Origin of the sequence: Arthrobacter sp. MPF02 (assembly GCF_046605375.1) — a bacterium.
Lineage (GTDB): Bacteria > Actinomycetota > Actinomycetes > Actinomycetales > Micrococcaceae > Arthrobacter.
The window spans coordinates 2,259,804-2,282,230 of the sequence record NZ_CP176772.1; the positions used below are offsets into that span (position 1 = coordinate 2,259,804).

Below are 22,427 nucleotides of genomic sequence, written 5' to 3' on the forward strand. Positions count from 1 at the left end.
TGGCCGGCCTGCCGGCTTGGTCCTGAACCAGGACCAAGCCATTGTAAGCAGACCGGCCAACCATCTGCGGCTGCCGCCGGGACACGCCGGGCGGCAGCCGCGGGTACGGCGTTTCCCTGGAACCCGGGGAGGCTAGTCCTCCAGGTCCACTTCGCGGACCATCTCGGCGCCGATGCCAGCCTTGATGGCGTCCAGTACCTGCTGGGGCACGGAACTGTCCACGGTCAGGAGCGCGAGCACCTGGCCGCCCTGGTCGTGGCGGGCCACCTGCATGCCAGCAATGTTGATGTTGTTCATGCCCAGGATGTGGCCGATGGTGCCGATGACACCGGGACGGTCGGTGTAGCCGACCACCACGACGTGCTCGCTGATGGGGATTTCAACCTCGAAGCCGTTGATGCCTACCAGCTTCTGGATTTGCTTGGGCCCGGTCAGGGTGCCGGCCACGGAGATCTGGCTGCCGTCGCTGAGGGCGCCGCGCAGGGTCAGGACATTGCGGTATGACTCGGTTTCCGGGGTGGTGATCAGGCGGACGTTGATGCCGCGCTGTTCTGCAATGACCGGGGCGTTGACGTAGGAGACCTGTTCGGTCACGACGTCAGCGAAGATCCCCTTCAGTGCGGCGAGTTCCAGGACCTTGACGTCAAGGGAGGAGATCTCGCCGGCCACCTCGACGTCGAACTGGGTCAGCGAATCGTGGGTCAGGGCGGTGAAGATGCGGCCCAGCTTCTCAATCAGCGGGATGCCAGGGCGGACGTCGGGGGCGATGACGCCGCCGGCCACGTTGACGGCGTCCGGAACCAGTTCGCCGGCAAGGGCCAGACGGACGGACTTGGCCACGGAGACGCCTGCTTTTTCCTGCGCTTCGTCCGTGGAGGCACCCAGGTGGGGCGTCACTACCACGTTGTCCAGCTTGAAGAACGGAAGGTCGGTGCTGGGCTCCTTGGCGAAGACGTCCACGCCGGCACCGGCGATCTCGCCGTCCTGAAGGGCTGTGAAGAGCGCGTCCTCGTCCACCAGGCCGCCGCGGGCAACATTGACGACGTAGGCGGTGTTCTTCATCTTCTTGAAGGCTTCGGCGCCCAGCATGCCCACGGTTTCGGGGGTTTTGGGCATGTGGATGGTGATGAAGTCGGACTGCGCCAGAAGCTCGTCCAGGGTGACCAGCTGAACGCCGAGCTGCGCGGCGCGGGCGGAGGTGATGTAGGGATCGTAGGCAAGGATCTTGGTGTCGAAACCCTTCAGGCGGGCTGCCACCAGGGCACCGATCCGGCCCAGGCCGATGATGCCGATCTTCTTTTCGAACAGCTCAATGCCCGTGTACTTGGAGCGCTTCCACTCGCCGTCCTTAAGGGCGGCGCTGGCCTGCGGGATGTGGCGGGCCAGGCTAAGGATGTGGCCCACGGTAAGTTCCGCGGCGGAGACGATGTTGGAGGTGGGCGCGTTGACCACCATGACACCGGCCTGGGTGGCGGCCTTGATGTCCACGTTGTCCAGTCCCACTCCTGCGCGGGCGATGACCTTGAGGTTCTTCGCTGCGGCGATGGCCTCGGCGTCCACCTGGGTTGCGGAGCGGACCAAAATGGCGTCGACGTCGCTGATCGCCGTGAGCAGCTGGGACCGGTCCGCGCCGTCGGTCTGGCGGATTTCAAAGTCCGGGCCAAGGGCCTCGACGGTGGCGGGGGAAAGTTCTTCGGCGAGCAGTACTACGGGTTTTGACACGGCTGATCCTCTGCGTTGCAGTCCTGGGGATGGAAACAAGTCTAGGCCGACGGAAAGGCCGGGCTCACATTGTTAAGTGTGAGCCCGGCCTCACCTGGGCGTTGAAGGGGTACGTCCCCGGCAGCAATTAGCGCGCTGCGGAGCCTTCGACGTAGTCCACGTCCTGCTGCTGCCAGGAGAACAGGGCACGCAGCTCGCGGCCTACGGCCTCGATCGGGTGCTGCTCGGCCTTGGCGCGCAGTTCCTTGAACTCGATGCCGCCGTTGTCCTGGTCCTCGATGAACCGCTTGGCGAAGGCACCGGACTGGATGTCGGCCAGGACGGCCTTCATGTTTTCCTTCACCTCGGGAGTGATGACGCGCGGGCCGGAAACGTAGTCACCGTACTCGGCAGTGTCGGAAACGCTCCAGCGCTGCTTGGCGATGCCGCCTTCCCACATGAGGTCAACGATGAGCTTGAGCTCGTGCAGGACCTCGAAGTAGGCGATCTGCGGCTGGTAGCCGGCCTCGGTCAGGGTCTCGAAGCCGTACTGGACCAGCTGGGACACGCCGCCGCACAGGACTGCCTGCTCGCCGAAGAGGTCGGTTTCGGTCTCTTCGGTGAAGGTGGTCTTGATGACGCCGGCGCGGGTGCCGCCGATGGCCTTGGCGTAGGACTTGGCCAGCTCCCAGGCGGAACCGGAGGCGTCCTGTTCGACGGCGATGATGTCCGGGATGCCGCGGCCGGCTTCGAACTCGCGGCGGACGGTGTGGCCCGGCGCCTTCGGGGCGACGAGGATGACGTCAACGCCTTCCGGTGCCTGGATGTAGCCGAAGCGGATGTTGAAGCCGTGCGCGAAGGCCAGGGCCTTGCCCGGAGCGAGATTTTCCTTGATGGACTCGTTGTAGATCGAGCGCTGGTGCTGGTCCGGCGCAAGGATCATGATGACGTCGGCCCATTCGGCGGCGTCGGCGACGTTCTTGACGGTGAAGCCGGCGTCCTCGGCCTTTGCCTTGGACCGGGAGCCTTCCTGCAGGGCGATCACGACGTCGACGCCGGAATCGCGCAGGTTCAGCGCGTGGGCGTGGCCCTGGGAGCCGTAGCCGACGATGGCAACCTTCCGGCCCTGGATGATCGACAGGTCGGCGTCGTCGTCGTAGAACATTTCAGTCACTTGCGTAACTCCTCTTGAGTGGTTTGTAAATAGGTACTGGTGGTGCTGCGGTTACGGGCGGAGGTCCGCCCCAGGCAGTCGCCTAGGCGGAGCGCAGCGCCCGGTCACTCATGGAGCGGGATCCCCGTCCAACGGCCAGGGTGCCGGACTGCACGATTTCGCGGATGCCGAAGGGCTCCAGCACCGAGAGCAGTGCCGTGAGCTTATCGGGATGGCCGGTGGCCTCAATGACGACGGAGTCGGTGGAGACGTCTACCACTGAGGCGCGGAACAGGTCTGCAGCCTGGGTAACCTGCAGGCGTGTCGCGGCATCCGCACGTACTTTGACCAGGATGTGGTCGCGTTGTACGGAAGATTCGGAGGTCAGCTCAACGATCTTGATGACGTTAATCAGCTTGTTGAGCTGCTTGGTGACCTGTTCGATCAGGTCGCCTTCTGCGTCGACCACCACAGTCATGCGGGAGATACCCGGCACTTCGGTGGGGCCCACGGCGAGGGAGTTGATGTTGAAGGCGCGGCGGGCGAAGAGGCTCGCCACGCGGGTCAGGACGCCGGGCTTGTCCTCAACCAGGACGGAAAGTGTGTGGCGGCTCATGGTCAGTCCTCTTCTTCCCATTCCGGGGTCATGTTGCGGGCAACCTGGATCTGGTCGTTGCTCACGCCGGCGGGCACCATCGGCCACACCATGGAGTTCGGGCTCACCACGAAGTCGATGACCACAGGGCGGTCGTTAATTTCAAGTGCCTTCTGGATGGTGGCGTCGATGTCCTCATCGCGTTCGCAACGGAACGAGGCGCAGCCGTAGGCCTCCCCCAGCTTGACGAAGTCTGGGATGCGGACGGTGTCATGGCCGGTGTTGAGATCCGTGTTGGAGTAGCGGCCCTCATAGAAGAGGGTCTGCCACTGGCGCACCATTCCCAGGGAGGAGTTGTTGATGACGGCAACCTTGATGGGGATGTTGTTGATGGCGCAGGTGGCAAGCTCCTGGTTGGTCATCTGGAAGCAGCCGTCGCCGTCGATGGCCCAGACCACGCGGTCCGGCTCCCCCACCTTGGCGCCCATGGCCGCCGGAACGGCATAACCCATGGTGCCGGCGCCGCCCGAGTTGAGCCAGGCATGCGGGCGTTCGTACTTGATGAACTGCGCGGCCCACATCTGGTGCTGGCCGACGCCGGCCACGTATACGCCTTCGGGGCCGGTGAGGGCGCCGATGCGCTCGATGACCTTCTGCGGTGCAGTGAGTCCGTCGTCCGGTTCCGTCCAGCCGAGCGGGTAGGTTTCCTTGAGGTTGTTCAGGAACGCCCACCACGTGGTGAGGTCCGGAGCGCCGGAGGCACCGAACTGCGCACGTACGGCATCGGTCAGTTCCGGGATGATCTCCTTGACCGATCCTACGATGGGCACATCGGCTGTGCGGTTCTTGGAGATTTCCGCGGGGTCGATGTCGGCATGGATGACCTTGGCGTTCGGGGCGAAGGTCTTGAGCACGCCGGTGACACGGTCGTCGAACCGCGCGCCCAGGGTGATGAGGAGGTCAGCCTGCTGAAGGGCGGTGACGGCGGAGACACTGCCGTGCATGCCGGGCATGCCCACGTGCTGCGAGTGCGAATCGGGGAAAACGCCCTTGGCCATCAGGGTGGTGACCACGGGCGCGCCGGTGGCCTCGGCAAGGGCCAGCAGTTCGGCGCTGGCGTGGGCCTTGACCACGCCGCCGCCCACGTACAGGACGGGTTTGGTCGACGCGGCGATCAGCTTGGCGGCCTCGCGGACCTGCTTGTTGTGTCCGCGGGTGACGGGACGGTAACCGGGCAGGTCGATTTTCGGCGGCCAGGAGAAGGTCATCTGTCCCACCTGGGCGTCCTTGGCCACGTCCACGAGGACGGGACCGGGACGGCCGGTGGAGGCCAGGTGGAAAGCCTCGGCCATGACATGCGGGATGTCGTTGGGGTCAGTGACCAGGAATGAATGCTTGGTGATGGGCATGGTGATGCCCACGATGTCGGCTTCCTGGAAGGCGTCGGTGCCGATCACGCCGCTGGACACCTGGCCGGTGATGGCCACCAGCGGCACGGAATCCATGTGTGCATCCATGATGGCGGTAACGAGGTTGGTGGCACCGGGTCCGGAGGTGGCGATACACACGCCGACCCGTCCGGTAACCATGGCGTAGCCTTGCGCGGCGTGGCCGGCTCCCTGTTCGTGACGGACCAGCACGTGATTCATGGTGGAGGCCATCAAGGGGTCGTAGGTGGGCAGGATCGCGCCACCAGGCAAACCGAAAATATCGTCGACGCCGAGTTCTTCGAGCGAGCGGACAATAGCTTGCGAGCCAGTCATCACCGTTGGGGGTACAACGTTGTTCGGCCCAAGGACAGGAGAGACGGCAGCAAGGTCGGCGACGACGGCGGCGTGGTCAGCCGTCCGGTCGGCGCGTTCCGGAGCTTTGGCTCCAGCGGACTTGGTAGCCAACAGCGAGGGGCTGATCGGCGATCCTTTGCTCATCGGACTCTTCCTTGTGGATCATCTGTGGTTTGGAAACAGCGGCAAATAAAAAAACCCCTCAGCCTTGTCGGCTCTTTGAGGGGTTCGCGCGTGACGGTTCGTTACCAGTGGAGGCTAATATGCCACGCGCTTGGTAAGGACGACGACGGAGCCGGCGGTAACGAAAGTCATGCGTTCAGTTTTCCCTCTGGTGGGATGGGTGTCAACGAGGCCCTCACACATCTCACCATGTGGACAACATTGTCCACCTTTTGGCGCATCCTCCCAACTGGGTAGCACCAACTGTCGTTTTGGACGTCATAACGACAGTTGGCGCTACCCAGTTGGGTCGCCCGCGCGCCGGCTCAACCACCACGGCGGTTGAGCCCGGCGACGCCTGGCCTCAGCCGCAGTAGGCGCCGGTGCTGGCGCTGTGCACCAGCTTGGCGTACTTGGCCAGGACACCCTTGGTGTACCGGGCCGGCAGGGGCTGCCAGCCCACCTTGCGGGCTTCGAGTTCAGCTTCGTCCACCAGCAGGTCGAAGCTGCGCGCGGCGATGTCCACGCGGATCCGGTCGCCGTCCTTCACGAAGGCGATAGGGCCGCCGTCGACCGCTTCCGGGGCAACGTGCCCGATGCACAGGCCGGTGGTGCCGCCGGAGAACCGGCCGTCGGTGAGGAGCAGGACATCCTTGCCCAGGCCCGCGCCCTTGATAGCGCCGGTGATTGCGAGCATTTCGCGCATGCCGGGGCCGCCCTTGGGCCCTTCGTAGCGGATGACGACGACGTCGCCTTTCTGGATCTGCCCGTTGTCCAGCGCGTCCAGCGCACCCTGTTCGCGTTCGAACACGCGGGCGGTGCCTTCGAAGACGTCGGCGTCGAAGCCGGCACTCTTGACGACGGCGCCTTCCGGGGCCAGCGAGCCGTGCAGGATGGTGATGCCGCCGGTCTTGTGGATGGGGTTGTCCAGCGCGCGCAGGATCTTGCCGTCCACATCCGGCGGGTTGATCGCGGCGAGGTTCTCGGCAACGGTCTTGCCGGTGACGGTGAGGCAGTCGCCGTGGAGCAGCCCGGCGTCGAGCAGCGCCTTCATGATGACGGGCACACCGCCGATCTTGTCGACGTCGGTCATGACGTAGCGGCCGAAGGGCTTCAGGTCGCCGAGGTGCGGGATCTTGTCGCCGATGCGGTTGAAGTCGTCCAGAGTGAGTTCAACCTCAGCCTCACGCGCAATGGCCAGCAGGTGCAGGACGGCGTTCGTGGAGCCGCCGAACGCCATGGTGACGGCGATGGCGTTTTCGAAGGCCTTCTTGGTCATGATGTCGCGCGCGGTGATGCCCAGGCGGAGCAGGTTGACCACGGCTTCGCCGGACTTGCGGGCATATTCATCACGACGGCGGTCTGCCGAGGGCGGGGCCGCGGAACCGGGCAGGGACATGCCGAGGGCTTCACCGATGCAAGCCATGGTATTGGCGGTGTACATGCCGCCGCAGGCGCCTTCGCCGGGGCAGATGGCCTTTTCGATGCGGGTGAGGTCTTCCATGCTCATCTTGCCCGCGGCACAGGCGCCGACGGCTTCGAAAGCGTCAATGAGGGTGACTTCCTTTTCGGAGCCGTCCTCGAGCTTGACCCAGCCGGGCATGATGGAACCGGCGTAGAGGAAGACGCTGGACAGGTCCAGGCGGGCGGCGGCCATGAGCATGCCCGGAAGGGACTTGTCACAGCCGGCCAGCAGCACTGAACCGTCGATGCGCTCGGCCTGCATCACGGTTTCAACGGAGTCGGCGATGACTTCGCGGGAAACGAGGGAGAAGTGCATGCCCTCGTGGCCCATGGAAATGCCGTCCGAGACGGAAATGGTGCCGAACTGCATGGGGAAGCCGCCGCCGGCGTGGACGCCTTCCTTGGCGCCCTGCGCCAGCCGGTTCAAGGACAGGTTGCAGGGAGTGATTTCATTCCACGAGCTCGCGACACCAACCTGGGGCTTGGCGAAGTCGTCGTCCCCCATGCCGACCGCCCGGAACATGCCGCGCGCAGGCGCAGCGTGGATACCGTCGGTTACGACCCGGCTCCGGGGTTTGATGTCAGGCTTGTTCTCGGTTTCGATCTGGGTGTCGCTCATAGGGAAAAGTCTATGGCTCCGCGGGGGCCGGAAAGACCGCGGGCGCCCGGAGTGGGCAAAAACGGGCAATATTTCTATCAGCTACTGGACATGCATCTCGAATACTGAGACGCCGCGTACGACGCCGGCCCCTGCACCGTGCCGGGCACCACTCGCGCTGCCGCGATTGTCCGTCCATGGGACACAAAGTCTGGACAGCTTAGGGCGCCGCACGTAGCGTCGGGGTCAGGACGCCTTGCCATCCTGACTGAAAGGGTTTGCCGTGGACACAGTTTTCTGGGTCATTCTGATCATCGTCGTCGTGGGAATTATTTGGTGGCTGTTGAACCGGAACAGCTCTTCGGGAGCACGGCCGGAGACGAAGCCTGCGGATGCTGCGCGCGCTGACGGAGCGCTGTCCCCGGGCAGCGCCGACGCCTCTGCCGATACAGCGGCAACCGCGGGCATTTCCGGCGCTGCCGGTTTTGGCCGCCCGGCGGAGCCGCCGGCACCCACCACGGCTGAGGAACCCGCGGAGGCTTCCGCTTCCACCGGCGCCTCCGGCCAGGAGCGTAAGGGCTCGGGCGCAACGGCAGTGGCCGGGATGGCCGGCCACGCTGCCGGGGGCACCAGGGGCACGGCAGGGGAAGGTTCACACGACGAGCGCCGGCAGCAGGACCAGGCCGGATGGGAAACCCAGTGGTCCGAAGCGGGCGGCGGAGTACCCGTCGGGACAACGAATCACGCGCCGGCAACACCCGTTGCGCCCGAAGCAGCGGCCAAGCAACAGCAACCGCAGAGCGGCGACAACCGGCCGGCTCATCATCCCGAGTACACCGGGGCCCACGCACCCACCCTCCCGGGCGCCGAGACCGCAGCACTGGAAGATGCGAACGACGACGGCACTCCCATTACTGCCAAGGGAACCTCCGCGGCTGGGCACTCCGCTTCCGGGGCGCCGGTTGGGGAAGCTGCGCCGTCCGGGGCTGCCTCCCAAGGCACTGCCGGCGGCCCGGCGGTTCCGGCCGGCGTTGCCGCCGCGGAATTGCACGACCGCACCCAGTCCTCCGCACTGGTGGAGGAAGGTGCCGACCACACAGAGCAGGACCGGCCAGGGGGTGCATCGGGGGCGGATGGCCTGGCGCCGGAACCTGGCAGCCATCTTGCCGCGCAGGAGCCGTATGGCATGGGCTCCGCCCCGCCCGCTGCGGACGGCAGCGGCCCAGCCGGCTACGGCGTCAAAGGCGATGCGGGCGCAATGGTCTATTACGAGGAAGGGCACCCGGACTACGGGCAGACGCGCGCAGATGTCTGGTTTGAGTCGGCGGCCCACGCCGAAGCTGCCGGCTTCCGCGCCCCGCGGCGGAGGCGCCTCTAGCCGCACCCCGGACCTGTGCCCCAATTCACATCGTTGTGCAGCCCGCTTCGGGGCCCCGGCCCGCCCCTGCGGGCGGGGTCCCGAGGGCGGGGAAGGCCTGAAAATCCCTGTATTTCCGCTGTTTCTGCCAGGGGAAAGGCGAGCCACCCCGGCCGGTACCGCCCGATTTCACATGCACCAAAAGTTCGTGTAGAGTTTCATGTCGTTGCGGAGGTCAACGGGGAAAGAAAAGCCCTGATGATCGAAACACAAAAGATGCACCTCTAGCTCAATTGGCAGAGCAATTGACTCTTAATCAATGGGTTCCGGGTTCAAGTCCCGGGGGGTGCACCAAAGCAAAACAGCCTCCGGTTTGTGGAAACACAAACCGGAGGCTGTTTCTGTTTTAACCGAATAATTGCATACGCCCTGAGTACGCCTTTGGCCGCATGGAACAGGGATGACCACCAAAGGGCAACAAAAAGGCGTGACCGCAACTGGAAAAGTTGCAGCCACGCCAGGCGCATCCGGATCGGCGAAGCAGGAGTTAAGGGGAATTCTTTACCAAAGCCGCAGCCTCGCCGGGCGTCGTGGCGAACTGGCTCGCGAGCTCCCGCACCACTGCCTTGAGTTCCTGCCGCAGGACCTCGGGGTCGATGGAAGCGGACGCCAGGACGGCACGCTCCATCTCAACGGCGGCAGCTACGGCTTCCTTCCCCCGTTCGGTCAGGGAGACCACGTGGCTCCTGCGGTCCGAGGTACTGCGCACGCGCGCAATGTGCCCGTGCGCCTCAAGCCGGCTGAGGGTTTTGCCCATAGTCTGGGCCTGCACGCGCACGTACTGGGCAAGCTGTGCCTGGGTCATCGGACCCTGTGCATCGAGGACCTCGATGGCGATCACGCCGGCATGGGTCAAACCGATGGCGCCAAGTTTTTCGTTCCATGAGTGTTCTACGAGGCGCGCAGCTGTGGACAAAAGGCGCCCCGTGGGCCAGTGCTCCATATCAGGCATAGCAGCAAGTATAGCCAAGTGCCGATTAGCACTGCTTCTTCACCCTTACTAGGCTGTTGTGTCCCGCCTGCGACAAGGAGAAAAACATTGGCTGACAGACTCGTTACCGGTGACACAGCACCCGCGTTCACGCTCAAGGACTCGACTGGCAAGGACATCAGCCTCTCCCCCGGAAATGGCCGCCGCACCATCGTCTATTTCTATCCGGCCGCCTCCACCCCCGGCTGCACCAAGCAGGCCTGCGACTTCCGGGACAACCTCGCTTCGCTGCAGTCTGCCGGTTTTGACGTGCTTGGAATTTCCCCTGATCCTGTTGCAAAACTCGCAAAGTTCGCCGAAAAGGAAAGCCTAAGCTTTCCCCTCCTGTCTGATGAAGACCATGAGGTTGCGGAGGCGTACGGCGCGTGGGGCGAAAAGAAGAACTACGGCAAGACCTACGAAGGCCTCATCCGCTCCACTGTCGTCGTGGGCCCGGACGGGAAGGTGTCGCTGGCCCAGTACAACGTCCGCGCCACCGGACATGTGGCCAAACTGCGCCGTGATTTGAAGCTGGACGCCTGACGCATCCGCGTCCCGGCGCCAGCCGCTCCGGCGGCGACGCTACAATGGGACTGGCATCCGCCGTCGTACTCTTTGATGCGTTACTGCGGCAGGCAGCCCTGCGCGAGTGGTGAAATTGGCAGACACGCAGGATTTAGGTTCCTGTGCCTTCGGGCGTGGGGGTTCAAGTCCCCCCTTGCGCACAATCACGAAGATCCCCCGGTCCAGTACCGGGGGATCTTCGTGTTTCCGGCGTCCTGCGGCCGCAGCGGGTGCCACGAAACCGCAACAAATTCGTCCTCCTGCAAAAAAAGCCGCTCTTCCACCCATCCGGCTGTGCGCACCGCCCGAATAGCAAGTGAGACACCAGCCAAGGGCAGGTGCCCACCGAAAGAAAAGCCGCAAAAGCCGCGGACAGCAGTTAGCGGCAGGCATACCGCAATCCAAGGAGAAATCAGATGCAGACAATCAAGCGCACAACTTTCACCGTCGCAGGCGTCGCAGCTGCCGCTCTGCTGAGCCTGACCGCCTGTGGCGGATCCGGCACAACGTCGGGCGCATCCGCCCCCGTCGACTCGCCCTCGGCCGCAGCCTCCAGCGCGGCTCCGTCCCCGTCGGCCACCACGTCCGCCGCCGCGATGGACCCGGCTGCAAACCTGGTGGGCCCCGGTTGTGCCGCTTATGCCGAGCAGGTTCCCACCGGCGCCGGATCCGTCGAAGGCATGGCCCTCGATCCCGTGGCCGTCGCCGCCTCCAACAACCCGATCCTGACCACCCTTACTTCTGCTGTCTCCGGCAAGCTCAACCCGAAGGTTGACCTGGTTGACACCTTGAACGGCGGCGAGTTCACAGTCTTCGCCCCGGTGGATGATGCCTTTGCAAAGATCGACGCCGCCACCATCGAGACCCTGAAGACGGACGACGCCCTGCTGAGCAAAATCCTGACCTACCACGTTGTTCCCGGCCAGATCACCCCTGACAAGATTGCCGGCACCCATGCAACCGTCCAGGGCGGCTCAGTGACCGTCACCGGCAGCGGCGACGCACTCAAAGTGAACGATGCCAGCGTGATTTGCGGCGGCGTTCAGACCAAGAATGCCACCGTCTACCTGATCGACTCTGTGCTGATGCCTATGTAGCAGCACCTGCAGGCCTTTTGGTCCGCAGGTAAGCCGGGGGTGGTTCCGCAGGAACGACCCCCGGCTTACCTTTTGCAAATAGCAATACATGCTGGGGACTGCTCAGGGAGTTCCACTAGACTGGGGCCCGGCCCGCAAGCGGCGGAGCCGGCAACATCCAGAGGTGATCCACGAGTGCCCAGCAGTCCATCACGGCGGACGGTCCTGAGGGCCGGCGCCGTTTTCCTGGCGCTGGGGGCAACCTCGTGCACGGCCGCACCATCGCCTGCGCCCTCCCCTGGCTCGCCGAGCGCCACCACTCCGGCCGAACCCACTGCCACCTTCAATTTCGGCACTGCCGCCCAGCCGCTGGGGCTGGACCCGGCGCTGTCCAGCGATGTGGAGTCGCAGCGTATCACCCGCCAGATCCTCGAAGGACTGGTCGGCGTCGACCAGACCACCGGCAAGCCCACCCCGCTGCTGGCCACCGAGTGGAGCGAGGCCAATGAAGGCCGCTCGTACACGTTCAAGCTCCGCAAAGGCGTCACCTTCCAGGACGGCACACCGTTCAATGCGGACGCCGTCTGCGTCAACTTCAACCGCTGGTTCGCTTTTTCACCCGACCTTCGCCGCCAGGCTCCGGGCAGCTCGTTCAAGGGCGTCTTCAAGGCGCATTCCGATGAATTGGAACTGTCCATCTTCAAGAGCTGCACCGCTGTTTCCGAAGACACCGTACGGATCGACCTGACCCAGCGGTTCACGGCCTTCCTCCAGGCCCTGACCCTGCCCGCCTTCGCCATCGCCTCACCGGCAGCCCTGGCAGCCGGGACTGCGGACGTCCTTGACCAGACCCGCGGCGGGCCCCCCTTGTCCGTCTTTGGCACCAACCCGGTGGGCACCGGACCCTACCGCCTCGCTTCGTGGGACGCGGAAAGCGTCACCCTGGTCAGCAACCCGGCCTACTGGGGCGACCGCGGCCAGATCGCCACGATCAATTTCCTGGCGTACAACCACCCGCAGACCCGGCTCCAGGCCCTGCTCGACGGCAAAATCGACGGCTACGACGCCGTGACCGTAGGCAATTTCGACCAGCTCGTGAAGCGCGGAAAGCAGATTGTCCAGCGGGATCCGTTCTCCGTGATGTACGTGGGCATCAACCAGGACATTCCGGTGCTGCAGAACCTCAAAGTCCGCCAGGCCCTGGAGTCGGCCATCGACAAGGAAACCCTGATCCGGAAATTCTTCATCGACAACACTGCAAGGGCCACGCAGTTTGTTCCGCCGAAAATCAGCGGCTTCAACAATGACGCGCCGGAGCTGGGCCATGACCTTGGGAGGGCGAAGGCGTACCTCAGGGAGGCCGGTTACGCGGGCGAGGAACTGAAGTTCTACTACCCCCTGAACGTCACCCGTCCCTACCTCCCGACTCCCGAGAAGGTCTACGCCGAGATCAGCCGCCAATTGACTGCCGCCGGGTTCAATATCAGGCCGGTGCCCGTGGAGTGGTCCGAGGGCTACCTCCAGAAGGTCCAGTCGCCCGGCGACCACGCCCTCCACCTGCTCGGGTGGAACGGCTCGTACTCCGACGCGGACAACTTCGTGGGCCCCCTCTTCGGCGAGAAGAACGGCGAGTTCGGGTACCAGGATCCGCAAATCTTTTCCAAGATCAACCGCGCCCGCGGGCTGCCGGAAGGCCAGGAGCGCGATGATCAATATCACACCATCAACGCGCAGATTGCGGCCACCATACCGGCCGTTCCCATCGCCTTTCCCATTTCCGCCCTGGCGTTGTCGGACCGGGTGCTCAGCTACCCCGCGTCGCCGGTCTTAAATGAAGTTTTTACGAAGGTGCAACTAAAGCCTTGACGGGCTGATCCAATTTCAGTATGCGGGCCGCGCGGGGATATTCTGTGACAGCCAGAGCCGCTGCAATCGGAGACTGATCGTGACCTTCATTTCCAAGACCCCACATGCCGACGTTGTCCTGATTGGCGGCGGCATCATGAGCGCCACGCTGGGGGCATTTCTCAAGCAGCTGGAGCCGAACTGGACGATCTCCCTGTTTGAGCGGCTGGACCAGCCGGGCCTGGAAAGTTCCGACCCCTGGAACAACGCCGGCACCGGCCATGCCGCGCTCTGCGAACTCAACTACTCCCCTGCAGCCAAAGACGGCTCGGTGAACCCCGCAAAGGCGCTGCTCATCAATGAACAGTTCCAGCTTTCCCGGCAGTTCTGGGCGCACCTGGTGGACCGGAACCTGATCGGTTCGCCCAAGGGTTTCATCAACACTGTGCCGCACATGAGCTTTGTGATCGGCGAGGACCACACGCGCTTCCTGAGGACACGGTACGAGGCGCTGAAGCAGCACACCTTGTTCCGCAGCATGGAATACTCCGAGGACCATGGCCAGATCGCCAAGTGGGCTCCCCTGATCATCAAAGGCCGGGACCCGCAGCAGCGCGTCGCAGCCACCCGCGCCGCCGAGGGCACTGACGTGGACTTCGGCGCACTCACCCGCAAACTGACCACGTATCTGGGGAACAACGGCGTCGAAATCAACTACGGCCACGAGGTCACCGGCATCTCACGCGCGTCCGACGGCGGTTGGGACCTTTCGCTGAAGTACCCCAAGTCCGGGGAACACGGCAAAATCCATGCCAAGTTCGTCTTTGTTGGCGCGGGCGGCGGCGCGCTCCACCTCCTGCAGGCCTCCGGGATTCCGGAAAGCAAGGGCTACGGCGGTTTCCCGGTCTCGGGCCAGTTCTTCCGCTGCACGGACGAAACCATTGCCGCCCAGCACAGCGCGAAGGTCTATGGGCAGGCGTCCGTAGGCGCCCCGCCCATGTCCGTGCCGCACCTCGACACCCGGTACGTCAACGGCAAGCGGTCGCTGCTTTTCGGCCCTTACGCCGGTTTCTCCACCAACTTCCTCAAGAACGGCTCCTACCTGGACCTGCCGCTGTCCATCCGCCCAAGCAACATCATTCCGATGCTTGCCGTGGCCAAGGACAACATGGACCTCACCGCCTACCTCGTTAAAGAGGTGGCCAAGAAGCACGACCAGAAGGTCGAGGCCTTGCGCGAGTACTACCCGGAGGCCAAGGGCGGGGACTGGGAACTGATCACGGCCGGGCAGCGTGTACAGATCATCAAGAAAGATCCGCAGAAGGGCGGCATCCTGCAGTTCGGAACTGAAGTGATTGCCGGCCGTGACGGCTCCATCGGTGCGCTCCTTGGTGCATCGCCCGGAGCTTCGACCGCTGTCCCCATCATGATCGAACTGCTGCAGAAGACGTTCCCCAAGAACTTCAAGGGCTGGCAGTCGAAGCTCAAGGACATGATGCCCGGCTACGGCGTGAAGCTGGACGAAAATCCGGACCTCGCCGTGGAGATTGAGCAGGCAACTGCCAGGTCCCTCCAGCTGGAGACCGTTTCCGCCACCCGCTGACGCTGCCCGGGGTTGGCAGCCGGCACCCCACGGGACCCCACCGGTTCCCCAACCTCGAGGAGCTCATGCGATGTCCCGGCTGGCCCACCTGTCACTGGCAAACCGGGCACTGATCGCGCTGATCACCGTCTTCGCTTCGGTGTTCGGCGTGATCACCATGTCATCGCTGAAACAGGAACTCATTCCCTCGATCGAGTTTCCCCAAATCACGGTGCTGACCGCCATGCCGGGGGCCTCTCCGGAGGTGGTGGACAAGCAGGTGAGCGGTCCCCTGGAGACGGCGCTCAACGGCGTGGAGGGGCTGGAGTCCACCTCCGCCACGTCCCGCAGCGGAGTTTCCCAGATCACCATGGTGTTCACCTATGGTTCCAACCTGGACCGGGCGCGGGCCCAGATTGACAGGGCGATCTCCAACGCCAAGCGGACCCTGCCCGAGGACGTCCAGCCGCAGGCCATCGCAGGCAGCATCAGCGATTTCCCCATCGTCTTCCTGGCAGTGTCCTCGGATAAACCGCTGAGCGAGCTCAATGCCGACCTCCAGCGGCTGACTGTTCCGCGGCTGCAGAAGATCGACGGCGTCCGGGGCGCCGACGTCACCGGGGGCGCCACCCAGCACATCGAAATCCTTCCCCGCGCGGATGCCATGGCCGCGGCGGGTGCCACCATCCCTTCCATCCGGGACGCACTCGCCAACAACGGCGCGCTGGTGCCGGCCGGAACGCTGGAGGACCAGGGCAGGACGCTGTCACTGCAGATCGGCAGCCCGGTGGATTCGCTCGACGCCATCAAGGCCCTGCCGCTCTCCGGCGCCAGGGATGCCGCTACCATCGGATCGGTGGCCGACGTGTCCATCCAGGACGATGAACGCACGTCGATCACGCGCACCAACGGAGCGGAAACACTGGCCGTTTCCGTCACCAAGAAGCCGGAAGGCGACACGGTGGCCATCTCCCACGCGGTGCGGGACATGCTGGACGACCTGGAAGCCGAACTGGGCTCCAATGCAACGTTCACCCCGGTCTTCGACCAGGCTCCCTTCATTGAGAAATCCATCAAGGACCTCACCACCGAGGGCCTGCTGGGGCTCGGCTTCGCCGTCGCCGTCATCCTGGTCTTCCTGATGTCCGCCCGGTCCACCCTGGTAACCGCCGTCTCCATCCCGCTGTCCCTGCTGATCACCTTCATCGGGCTGTCCGCCACCGGCTATTCCTTGAACATCCTGACCCTCGGCGCGCTGACCATCGCCATCGGCCGGGTGGTGGACGACTCGATCGTGGTCATCGAGAACATCAAGCGGCACCTCACCTACGGCGAGGAGAAAGTCACAGCCATCCTGACGGCCATCAGGGAAGTGGCCGGTGCCATCACGGCGTCGACACTGACCACGGTGGCCGTATTCCTTCCCATCGCTTTCGTCGGCGAACTCGCCGGAGAACTGTTCCGGCCCTTCGCCCTCACGGTGACAATGGCCCTGCTGGCCTCGCTGCTCGTTTCCCTGACCATCGTTCCGGTCCTCGCCTACTGGTTCCTGCGCACTCCCGGCGGCGCGGCGGAAGGACTGCGTGCCGAGTCGCCGGCAGCGCGTGCCTTCGCTGCCGAAGCACGGGCGAAGGCGCAGGAGGCCGAACAGCGCAGCAGGCTGCAACGCGGTTACCTCCCTATCCTCACCAAAACCCAGAAGCATCCTGACATCACGCTGGTGGCCGCGGTGCTGGTACTCGGCGCCACGGCAGCCATGGCACCGCTCCTGGCAACTAACCTGCTGGGCAACTCGGGGCAGAACAGCCTGACTGTCCGCCAGGTGCTGCCGGCAGGCACCTCGCTGGCCGACACGAGCGCCGCGGCGGTCCGCCTGGAGGAGGTGCTCCGCGGCATCGACGGCATCCGGGACGTCCAGGTGACGTCCGGAAACGCCCGGGCCGGTTTCGCCGCATTGGTGTCCACCGGCTCCTCGAACTCGACCTTCACCGTGGTGACGGACGAAAAGGCGGACCAGGTGCAGCTGCAGGACACGGTCCGGTCCGAACTGGCCAAAGTTCCGGATTCCGGCAAGATCTCGGTCGGCACGCAGCAGGGCGGATTCGGGACGTCCTCCACGGTGGACATCACGCTCAAGGCGGCCACCACGGCCGACCTTCAGGCAGCCAGCGACACCATGGTGGAAGCCATGACCGGGGTGCCCGGCAGCAGCGAGGTGGAAACCAACCTGGCCGCAACCCAGCCGGTGGTGCAGGTGAAGGTGGACAGGGCCAAGGCCGTGGCGGCCGGCCTGAACGAGGAACAGGTTGCCGCCGTCCTGGCGTCCACCATCAGCCCGATCCCCGCAGGCGAGGTTCGGATCGATACCGACGATTTCCCGGTGCAAATCGGCGAGGGAACGAAATTCACCAGCGTTGATGCCGTCCGGAACATTCCGCTGCCCGCAGCCGGCGGCCCCGTGACTCTGGCCGGCATCGCAACCGTGGAGCAGGTGGACGTGCCCGTCTCCATCACCGCAAGCAACGGCCAGCGCACCGCCCGGGTGTCCGTGACGCCGTCGGGCTCCAACCTGGGTGCCGTGAGCGCAGAGGTGCAGAAGCGGCTCGCCGACGTGCAGCTGCCGCCCGGAGTGACCGCGGAAATTGGCGGCGCCACCACGCAACAGGCGGAGTCCTTCCGCCAGCTGGGCCTGGCGCTGTTGGCGGCCATCGCCATTGTCTACGTCATCATGGTGGCCACCTTCAAATCCCTGGTCCAGCCGCTCATCCTTCTGGTGTCCGTTCCCTTTGCGGCCACGGGTGCCGTCGCACTCCTGCTGGTGACCGGTGTCCCGCTGGGGCTCCCGTCCCTGATCGGCATGCTCATGTTGGTGGGAATCGTGGTCACCAACGCGATTGTGCTCATCGACCTCATCAACCAGTACCGGCAACCGCGCGGCGGCCGTCCCGGCATGAATGTCGAGGATGCCATCACGCACGGGGCCAGGCAGCGCCTGCGTCCCATCCTGATGACGGCGCTGGCCACCGTTTTTGCGCTGACTCCCATGGCGCTGGGGCTCACCGGCGGCGGTGGCTTTATTTCGCAGCCGCTGGCAGTGGTGGTTATCGGCGGATTGGTTTCCTCCACTGCCCTCACCCTGGTCCTGGTTCCCGTGCTGTACCGGCTGGTGGAGGGCCGGCGGGAGAAGAAGGCGCTGCTCCGGGAACTTCAGGAACGGCCCGAATTCGGTGCCGGGGCGGACGTGGATGAGGAGTTCCGCGACTGGACCACCGGCATGGTTCCGAAGGTCAGCGGCAGGCGCGCCGCACCGGGAAGCCCGGAGTAGCAACATCGGAATAATTCGGGCTGTGCCGCGTTGTACCCGGCGATAGATGCAAATGCATCTAAATTGGTTTATACTTGAACCAAGCCAGCAAGTCCAGCAACGGAAGGGCACATCATGCAGATCGGTGTTTTCAGCGTCAGCGACATCACCACGGACCCCACCACGGGCCGCACTCCCACCGAAAACGAGCGCATCAAGGCCTCCGTGGCCATTGCCAAGAAGGTCGAAGAGATCGGGATGGATGTCTACGCCCTGGGCGAGCACCACAACCGGCCCTTCTTCTCCTCCTCCCCCACCACCACCCTCGCCTACATCGCTGCCCAGACCGAGCGGATCATCCTCTCTACCGCCACCACGCTGATCACCACGAATGATCCCGTAAAGATCGCGGAGGACTTCGCCATGCTTCAGCACCTCGCGGACGGACGCGTGGACCTGGTGCTGGGCCGCGGCAACACCGCCCCTGTCTACCCCTGGTTTGGCAAGAACATCCAGGACGGCGTGGAACTGGCCATCGAGAACTACAGCCTGCTGCGCCGGCTGTGGGACGAGGACACCGTGAACTGGTCCGGCAAGTTCCGCACCCCGCTGCAGAATTTCACCTCCACGCCGCGGCCGCTCGACGGCGTCGCCCCCTTCGTCTGGCACGGCTCCATCCGAACCCCCCAGATCGCGGAGGTGGCCGCGTACTACGGCGACGGCTTCTTCGCCAACAACATCTTCTGGCCCAAAGAGCACTACCAGCAGCTCATCGGCCTCTACCGTGAACGCTACGAGCACTACGGGCACGGCAAGGCGGACCAGGCGATCGTGGGCCTGGGCGGCCAGTTCTTCATGCGGAAGAACTCCCAGGATGCCGTGAAGGAGTTCCGGCCCTACTTCGACAACGCCCCCGTGTACGGACACGGGCCGTCGCTGGAGGACTTCACCGCGCAGACGCCGCTGACCGTCGGCAGCCCGCAGGAGGTCATTGAGAAGACGCTCACGTTCCGTGAGCACTTCGGCGACTACCAGCGCCAGCTGTTCCTGATCGACCATGCCGGGCTGCCGCTGAAGACCGTGCTGGAACAGCTTGACCTCTTCGGCGAGGAAGTCCTGCCCGTCCTGCGCAAGGAGTACGCCGCCCGCAAGCCCGCGCACGTCCCGGCACCGCCGACGCACGCAGCCCGCGTGGCCGCACAGCTCGCCGCGAAGGACGCCGAGAAGACCACCGTGGAGGCGTAATGGCTGCCGGAGGAACCGAATCACCCGTCCGCCTCGCGGCGGAGACCTGGGAGTCGCTGTTCCGGGCCCAGGTGGCGGTCATGCGCAAGCTGCAGTCCGCCCCGGCTTTCCGGAGGCTCGCGGTCAACGAGTACGACGTCCTGTTCACGCTGTCCCGCTGTCCGTCCGGCTGGTTGCGGCTCAACGAGCTCAACGACAACGTCCTCCTGAGCCAGTCGAGCCTCAGCCGCCTGGTGGAACGGCTGGAGAAACGCGGCCTGGTGGCCCGCATGCCTGCCCCGGAGGACGGCCGCGGAATCCTGCTCAAGCTCACCGACGAAGGCCGCGAACTGCAGAAGGAGATCGGCCGCGAGCATGTCCGGGACATCTCCGCGGTGGTGGGACCGGCGCTGACACCGGCTGAGCAGAAGGAGTTGCGGCGGCTGGCTGACAAGCTGCGCAACTCGCTGGGCAAACGCTAGCCGGGCAGGAGCGGCTGTCAGCCCAGCTGCACCAGCCGGCCAGCGTCCTCGTCCGGGAGATCACCGTCCACCACGGCGGTGACCCGGAGCTGGTTCAGGACCAGGCTTCCGCCGATAGTGGAGAGGAAGGCGGTATCGGACGAATCCCGGCCTGCGGTGATCCGCAACATCGACTCCCGCGGGGCCAGCCCCGTGGGGTCGATGACGTGCCAGGCGCCGTCCACGTAGGCTTCGGCCACCGCATGGAAGTCCATGGGATTGAGGCCGGGAGCGTAGACGGCCGCCAGCCGGGCCGGAATATCTTTTGACCGGAGCAGGGCGATGGCGAGGTGGGCGAAGTCCCGGCACACGCCGCGCCGGCTGAGGAGTGTCTCCACTGCACCGTCCGTGCCGCGGGAGGACCCGCTGAGGTAGCGCAGTTCATTGTTGACCCAGTCCCGGACCGCATGCAGCAGCCCGGCACCGGACTGGGTGTCGAACTCGGCATAGGCCGTGGGCAGCAGCCGGTCGGATTCCGCATACCGGCTGGGACGGACATAGCGGATGCGGTCCGCCAGGCTTGCCTCTTCCGGTTCGCCCCGGCCCGCCACGGTGGCGGTGTACTCCACTTCCACCTCGGCGGGTTCTGCGAACTCCATGTAATGGAACCGGCCGCCGTGGTGGTCGGAGATTTCGGTCAGCGGGACCTGCTCCCCACCGGCTGTAACGGACAGGGTTTCCTCGAAGGAGGAGTAGCCGCTGTTCCTCGCCACCGCGATGGCCATGGCCACCTTGGTGTTGGCTGCGGTGCGAAAGGCCAGGCGTGCGGAAACAGAGCGTTCCATGGATCTCCGGGGGGGTGTGGGTGCGGGGGAAGCCTCCGCCGCACCGGCACCTGTGGGTGACGGGAACGGGGCTAGTTCTTGATCTCCAGAGACATTAGCATCCGCTGGACGTTGGCGAATTCCGGGCTCTCGCGGACGTACTCCGCTGCCTGGCCCAGGGTGTCGAACGCCTTGGCGGGAGCCACTTTTTCCTCAGGAGCGAATGCTTTCAGCGAGACCACATCGCCGAAGGACCAGTCTCCCGCCCCGGCAGGCCCGCGCACGATGTTCCGGAGCTCGCAGGACTGGTTGTCCGCACCGCCCACCACGTTCGTGATGCCGTACGAGCCGAAGTACTTGTAGCCCTGGATGACCCGGAACACCATCCGGGGCGGGATTGTGCCCTCCCCGCCCCCGGCGGACAGTTCCACCGGCAGGCTGCTGATCACCGTGTAGGGCCGCCGCGAGCCGTCAGGGCAGTCGCCGGACGACGGCGGCAGGCCCGTACGCAGGGCAGCCACGAAAGTGCCGTCAGGCTTTTTCACCTCGATCTTCAGGGCACCCGGCAAGGTGCCTTCGTCCGGCGCGAGCGACTGGGCGATCCAGTCCTGCGGCAGCTCGAAGCTCACTGTCTTTGCCGGGTCCGAGTACGTTTTCCAGGCGGCGGCGGTTGCCTGCCCCCGGGTACCCGGAGGGGTGGCGGCAGGGGTGGCAGAGGCGCCGCTTGCGGCCGGTGACGCCGTGTTCCGGCCGGAACCAGCGGTTGCGGCTGTGTCCGGTTTCGCGGTCCAGGCCGGTCCGCTGGCCTGCGGGGAAGAGCACCCTGCCAGCATGGCGGCCGCGAGCAGCACGGCACTCGTCCCAAAAGGTCCCTTCGCCTTGCTCCGCATGGATCAAGCCTAAGGGCGGGCGCCTTCCAGCAGCCGGTACCCGCCTGGCATTTCACGCCCGGCCCTACGGCGACACGGGGCACCCGCCGCCGCGCCGCCGTCGTACCCGCTTCACCCGGTGAGGGCTAGGCTGGGGGATATGGCGGACCAGCACGGCACGGCCGAAGAAAACCCCGCGGACATTTCCGCTGTCGACATCGCCGACTGGCGGCTGCGCACCTTTGCGCTGTACCAGAATGTCCGGAAGATTGCGGCTGAAAGTCCCGCGGAAGCGCACTCCTACTGGCGGCACCAGCGGGACCTGATGTTCGCGACCCACCCCGCCTCCGCACTGACCAGCGAAGGCAAGGCGCTCTTTTCAGGGCTGAAGACCGCTGACTACGATCCCATCTACCGTTTCCACGTGCCGATCACCGGCGAGGGCGCCGGCCGTGAGATGTCGGTGGAAACCGGGACCGACGGCGTGGTCCGCTTCGTCCGGCTTGGCACCTTCGACCTGCCGGAGATGGGGCAGCTGGCAGTCTGGAAGCTGCGCGGCTACGGCGGCGGCATCTTCGTGCCGTTCCGTGATGCCACCTCGGGCCAGCCCGGCGGATCGTACGGCGCCGGCCGCTACCTGCTGGACACCATTAAGGGCGCGTTCCATGGCGTGCAGGGCAGCGGACCGGACGCCACGTTCGTGCTGGACTTCAACTTCGCCTACAACCCGTCATGCGCCTACAACGAGGCATGGGCCTGTCCCCTTCCGGGCCCGTCAAACCGGCTGGCCGTGGACATCCCGGTGGGCGAGCTGTACTAGGCACACCGTTTCTG

17 protein-coding genes and 2 tRNA genes are annotated in these 22,427 nt (G+C 65.1%); 11 read left to right on the forward strand and 8 right to left on the reverse strand.

Features of this window, described 5'->3' with window-relative positions; all coding sequences use genetic code 11:
* Nucleotides 1–132: 132 nt before the first annotated feature.
* The 5 genes from serA to ilvD form a co-directional block, all read right to left on the reverse strand.
* A complete protein-coding gene (gene serA, locus ACLH0K_RS10660) occupies nt 133–1,722 on the reverse strand; it encodes a phosphoglycerate dehydrogenase (RefSeq protein WP_411373581.1) in 1,590 nt (529 codons plus the stop codon).
* A gap of 127 nt (nt 1,723–1,849) precedes the next feature.
* Nucleotides 1,850–2,875: a ketol-acid reductoisomerase gene (ilvC, locus tag ACLH0K_RS10665; protein ID WP_411373582.1), complete on the reverse strand. Its 1,026-nt coding sequence runs from the start codon at nt 2,873–2,875 to the stop codon at nt 1,850–1,852.
* Between the two features lie 82 nt (nt 2,876–2,957).
* Nucleotides 2,958–3,470 (reverse strand): acetolactate synthase small subunit, encoded by a 513-nt coding sequence (gene ilvN / locus ACLH0K_RS10670; protein WP_138138516.1) that lies wholly within the window; start codon nt 3,468–3,470, stop codon nt 2,958–2,960.
* A 2-nt stretch (nt 3,471–3,472) separates the two neighbouring features.
* Entirely contained in the window at nt 3,473–5,377 is a 1,905-nt protein-coding gene (locus ACLH0K_RS10675) for an acetolactate synthase large subunit (RefSeq protein WP_411373583.1), read from the reverse strand.
* A gap of 382 nt (nt 5,378–5,759) precedes the next feature.
* Nucleotides 5,760–7,478, reverse strand: a complete 1,719-nt coding sequence (ilvD, locus tag ACLH0K_RS10680; RefSeq protein ID WP_411373584.1) for a dihydroxy-acid dehydratase — start codon at nt 7,476–7,478, stop codon at nt 5,760–5,762.
* A gap of 262 nt (nt 7,479–7,740) precedes the next feature.
* Between ilvD and ACLH0K_RS10685 the strand changes: the two genes are divergently transcribed.
* Together ACLH0K_RS10685 and ACLH0K_RS10690 are read left to right on the forward strand one after the other, a co-directional pair.
* Nucleotides 7,741–8,835 carry a hypothetical protein gene (locus ACLH0K_RS10685; protein ID WP_411373585.1) on the forward strand — a complete coding sequence of 365 codons (1,095 nt, stop codon included), beginning with the start codon at nt 7,741–7,743 and terminating at the stop codon, nt 8,833–8,835.
* 257 nt (nt 8,836–9,092) lie between these two features.
* Nucleotides 9,093–9,168: transfer RNA gene (locus ACLH0K_RS10690), tRNA-Lys, on the forward strand.
* 193 nt (nt 9,169–9,361) lie between these two features.
* Here the strand turns inward: ACLH0K_RS10690 and ACLH0K_RS10695 are convergent.
* Nucleotides 9,362–9,817, reverse strand: coding sequence for a MarR family winged helix-turn-helix transcriptional regulator (locus tag ACLH0K_RS10695; protein WP_411376465.1), 456 nt, complete (start codon nt 9,815–9,817; stop codon nt 9,362–9,364).
* Nucleotides 9,818–9,913: 96 nt separating this feature from the next.
* On the opposite strand from ACLH0K_RS10695, the gene bcp reads away from it, so the two are divergent.
* From bcp to ACLH0K_RS10735, 8 genes are all read left to right on the forward strand, one after another.
* Nucleotides 9,914–10,387, forward strand: coding sequence for a thioredoxin-dependent thiol peroxidase (gene bcp / locus ACLH0K_RS10700; RefSeq protein ID WP_411373586.1), 474 nt, complete (start codon nt 9,914–9,916; stop codon nt 10,385–10,387).
* A gap of 100 nt (nt 10,388–10,487) precedes the next feature.
* Nucleotides 10,488–10,569: transfer RNA gene (locus ACLH0K_RS10705), tRNA-Leu, on the forward strand.
* Between the two features lie 255 nt (nt 10,570–10,824).
* Nucleotides 10,825–11,505, forward strand: a complete 681-nt coding sequence (locus tag ACLH0K_RS10710; RefSeq protein ID WP_411373587.1) for a fasciclin domain-containing protein — start codon at nt 10,825–10,827, stop codon at nt 11,503–11,505.
* 174 nt (nt 11,506–11,679) lie between these two features.
* Nucleotides 11,680–13,350, forward strand: a complete 1,671-nt coding sequence (locus tag ACLH0K_RS10715; protein ID WP_411373588.1) for an ABC transporter substrate-binding protein — start codon at nt 11,680–11,682, stop codon at nt 13,348–13,350.
* A 79-nt stretch (nt 13,351–13,429) separates the two neighbouring features.
* A complete protein-coding gene (locus tag ACLH0K_RS10720) occupies nt 13,430–14,932 on the forward strand; it encodes a malate:quinone oxidoreductase (RefSeq protein WP_411373589.1) in 1,503 nt (500 codons plus the stop codon).
* Between the two features lie 70 nt (nt 14,933–15,002).
* A complete protein-coding gene (locus tag ACLH0K_RS10725; protein ID WP_411373590.1) occupies nt 15,003–18,236 on the forward strand; it encodes an efflux RND transporter permease subunit in 3,234 nt (1,077 codons plus the stop codon).
* 114 nt (nt 18,237–18,350) lie between these two features.
* On the forward strand, nt 18,351–19,460 hold the full coding sequence (locus ACLH0K_RS10730) for an LLM class flavin-dependent oxidoreductase (RefSeq protein ID WP_411373591.1): 1,110 nt from the start codon (nt 18,351–18,353) through the stop codon (nt 19,458–19,460).
* The gene (locus ACLH0K_RS10735) at nt 19,460–19,921 is read left to right on the forward strand and encodes a MarR family winged helix-turn-helix transcriptional regulator (RefSeq protein ID WP_411373592.1); all 462 of its coding nucleotides are present in this window, start codon (nt 19,460–19,462) and stop codon (nt 19,919–19,921) included. Before ACLH0K_RS10730 ends, ACLH0K_RS10735 begins: the two co-directional genes overlap by 1 nt.
* Before the next feature lie 17 nt (nt 19,922–19,938).
* On the opposite strand, the gene ACLH0K_RS10740 is transcribed toward ACLH0K_RS10735, so the two are convergent.
* Together ACLH0K_RS10740 and ACLH0K_RS10745 are read right to left on the reverse strand one after the other, a co-directional pair.
* Complete coding sequence (locus tag ACLH0K_RS10740) at nt 19,939–20,745, reverse strand: transglutaminase-like domain-containing protein (protein WP_411373593.1); 807 nt, start codon at nt 20,743–20,745, stop codon at nt 19,939–19,941.
* A 71-nt stretch (nt 20,746–20,816) separates the two neighbouring features.
* A complete protein-coding gene (locus ACLH0K_RS10745) occupies nt 20,817–21,614 on the reverse strand; it encodes a hypothetical protein (RefSeq protein WP_411373594.1) in 798 nt (265 codons plus the stop codon).
* A 139-nt stretch (nt 21,615–21,753) separates the two neighbouring features.
* Between ACLH0K_RS10745 and ACLH0K_RS10750 the strand changes: the two genes are divergently transcribed.
* Nucleotides 21,754–22,413 (forward strand): DUF1684 domain-containing protein, encoded by a 660-nt coding sequence (locus ACLH0K_RS10750; protein ID WP_411373595.1) that lies wholly within the window; start codon nt 21,754–21,756, stop codon nt 22,411–22,413.
* Nucleotides 22,414–22,427: the final 14 nt, after the last annotated feature.

Coding starts and splice junctions, on each gene's coding strand:
- ACLH0K_RS10725 (WP_411373590.1), top strand. CDS start 15,003: ATGTCCCGGCTGGCCCACCTGTCACTGGCAAACCGGGCACTGATCGCG.
- ACLH0K_RS10735 (WP_411373592.1), top strand. CDS start 19,460: ATGGCTGCCGGAGGAACCGAATCACCCGTCCGCCTCGCGGCGGAGACC.
- ACLH0K_RS10745 (WP_411373594.1), bottom strand. CDS start 21,614: ATGCGGAGCAAGGCGAAGGGACCTTTTGGGACGAGTGCCGTGCTGCTC.
- ACLH0K_RS10675 (WP_411373583.1), bottom strand. CDS start 5,377: ATGAGCAAAGGATCGCCGATCAGCCCCTCGCTGTTGGCTACCAAGTCC.
- ACLH0K_RS10730 (WP_411373591.1), top strand. CDS start 18,351: ATGCAGATCGGTGTTTTCAGCGTCAGCGACATCACCACGGACCCCACC.
- ilvD (WP_411373584.1), bottom strand. CDS start 7,478: ATGAGCGACACCCAGATCGAAACCGAGAACAAGCCTGACATCAAACCC.
- ACLH0K_RS10710 (WP_411373587.1), top strand. CDS start 10,825: ATGCAGACAATCAAGCGCACAACTTTCACCGTCGCAGGCGTCGCAGCT.
- ilvN (WP_138138516.1), bottom strand. CDS start 3,470: ATGAGCCGCCACACACTTTCCGTCCTGGTTGAGGACAAGCCCGGCGTC.
- ACLH0K_RS10695 (WP_411376465.1), bottom strand. CDS start 9,817: ATGGAGCACTGGCCCACGGGGCGCCTTTTGTCCACAGCTGCGCGCCTC.
- ACLH0K_RS10740 (WP_411373593.1), bottom strand. CDS start 20,745: ATGGAACGCTCTGTTTCCGCACGCCTGGCCTTTCGCACCGCAGCCAAC.
- ACLH0K_RS10750 (WP_411373595.1), top strand. CDS start 21,754: ATGGCGGACCAGCACGGCACGGCCGAAGAAAACCCCGCGGACATTTCC.